At 22.0% G+C, this 2523-nt stretch carries 3 protein-coding genes; all 3 read right to left on the bottom strand.

Translation table 11 applies throughout. The features are described from left to right. Positions 1 to 1742, bottom strand: a 1742-nt coding sequence (locus ACERKK_RS12805; RefSeq protein WP_373773466.1) for a transporter substrate-binding domain-containing protein, incomplete at its 3' end; no start/stop codon positions are given. 99 nt (positions 1743 to 1841) lie between these two features. Further along, on the bottom strand, positions 1842 to 2129 hold the full coding sequence (locus tag ACERKK_RS12800) for a YciI family protein (protein WP_373773465.1): 288 nt from the start codon (positions 2127 to 2129) through the stop codon (positions 1842 to 1844). A gap of 72 nt (positions 2130 to 2201) precedes the next feature. Next, positions 2202 to 2523 (bottom strand): EAL domain-containing protein (locus ACERKK_RS12795; RefSeq protein ID WP_373773464.1); only part of this gene is annotated, 322 nt, incomplete at its 5' end.

The following is a 2523-nucleotide window of genomic DNA, read 5'->3' as shown; positions in this document are numbered from 1 at the left end:
GCAATATTATTTACCATTTCTCCCATACTTATAAGTTTTGCTTGTTTAAAAATTGTTTCATCTTTTTGTTTGTTAATTTCAATTTCTTTTTTAACTTTGATTTTTAACTTTTTATTTAATAATTCAATTTTAGATTTTAACTTTTTTTGCTTTTGATAAAAAAACAATATTACTATTATTAATATAAATGCTATTATTACTTTAATAACTAAAGAATAATCTATTAAAATATTTTCTTTAAATTTAAGCCATTTACTTTCTATATCGATTTTATCTGAAGTATAAATTTTAGATGTAATTGTTTTTATTAATTCTTCAAGTATCTTATCATTATTTCTAATACTTATTGAATAACTTATACTTTCTTCAAGTTTTCCAGAAATACTAATTATACCTAAATAATTTTTTTGTATTGTATAACTTAAGCTCAATGAATCACCCAAATAAGCAAAAGCTTTTTCTTGATGAACCAAGTCTAATGCTTCTACAACTGTGTTTGTCTTTAATAATTTTATATTTGGATATTTATTTTTTACGATATTATAAATAAATTCATCTTTTATAACAAATACCTTATCAATATAAGTAGCCAAATTATCAATATATACATTATCTATTTTTGATGCAATAAGAATTTGAGCATCAATATATGGATATATATAGTTTATATATTTTTCATTTGACATTAATTTCGGTAACGATGTTGCAATATCACACTCATTGGTAGTTAATTTAGATAGACTTTCAATATATGATTTTGTAGATATCAGATTAATTGGTAAATTAATTTTTTCTTCAAATATTTTTATATAATCACTAGAGATTCCTTCGTAAATATTTTCATCTAATCTTTCTATTGGTAAATTATTTGAATTAACACATAATGAAAGTTTCTTTTTCTTTTTTATGTATTCATTTATTTTATCAGAAAACACATTATTATTATTATTATTATTATTATTATTAAATTCATTCAAACCTAACCACTTAAAATTCAATTTGTTCTTTTCTTCTCTTGTGATTTGCTGTTGTGCTTTTTTTAATATATTTATAAGTATTTTATCTTCTTTTGAAGAACCAATTCTCATATGACTAATTATTTTTTCTTCTCTTAGATATTCAGTTGAAGCTACATTATTAATAGCATTTTTTTGAATAATATAATCTAAAACAACTTTTTTCCCAACAGTTGCATCAACCTTACCTTCAGATAAAAGTTTTAGTGCACTTAATTGGTCATCAACTAAGATTTGTTTTATAGAGGGATACTTTTCTTCAAGAAACTTCTGTGCATAAAAATCTTTTGGCATTGCAATAGTATGATATTTTAATTCATCTAATTTTTTAAATTTTTTTTTATTTATATTTATATATATTGCATTTTTTACAGATAGAAAAACATCTGTAAATTCAATAGTTTTAGAACGTAAGTCATTTTTTGAAATATTAACAATTAGGTCTAATTTCGGAGTTTGAAGCATTTGCATATACTCAGTCCAAGAATAACCAGATATAAAATTTATATTTAGTCCAACTTTTGATGCAAGAAGATTAATATAATCAATACTATAACCTAGTGGAACACCATTTTCATTAAAATTAAAAGGAGGCCAATTTTTTTCATTATGCGCTAAAACGATAGGATTGTTTTTTATGTATTCTTTTTCTTTGATAGTTAAATTTAGAATTTTTCCTTCTAAATTGAGAATAAAGAATAGTAATATTATTAAGTTTTTAATCATATTATTATTATATCAATATGATTATTAAATTATATATATTTTAACTTTTAATTATAAAATAAGTATAAGCCTTATAAAAAGGCCTATATGATTTATTAGTTAATTATTTGGAAGTACTTTAATAGGAACAATCTGGAATTCATCCATATTCCAAACATTGTTTTTAACATAAGGTTCATTATCTAACCATGTATCGATTTCATTATCATCTTCAAAATCAACAATTAATGTTGAACCAACCATCTTTTCATCTTCAATTAAAGCAGCAGCGCTTAAAATTTTACCACTAGCCATTAATTCTTTTGCACCTTTAACATGTTCATCTCTTGATTCAAGTCTTCTTTCAAGTGCACCTGTGTGATCATAAGCAATTACTAAATATTGCATTTAAACTCCTGTTTATTTTTATAAAAGATAGTAGCATATTAGCATGAAAAAATTGTGATACAAATAATAAAACTATTTAATTATCATTAAATCAGAAAAATAATAGCCTTGCATATAATCAGGTTTCAAAATATCTTTTACTAATTCATAATCTTCAAAAGTCTCAACTCCTTCAATAATTGACTTTTGTTTATTTAATCTAATAGTTTCAAGTAAACCTTTTAAATAAGGTAGATAATTCATATTAGAATTAATCTGTTTTAAAAAAGATTTATCAATTTTTATATATTTACTTTTATTCATAATAAAAAAGGAAAACATTGAACCATCTTGTGCAAAATCATCTAAAGCAGAATCAATATTTTGTTTATTTAGCCATAATGAAAAACTTCTC

This window comes from Poseidonibacter sp., from assembly GCF_041821165.1.
GTDB lineage: Bacteria > Campylobacterota > Campylobacteria > Campylobacterales > Arcobacteraceae > Poseidonibacter.
The sequence above is the reverse complement of the archived record's forward strand: the minus strand, read 5'-3'. Positions and strand labels throughout refer to the sequence as shown.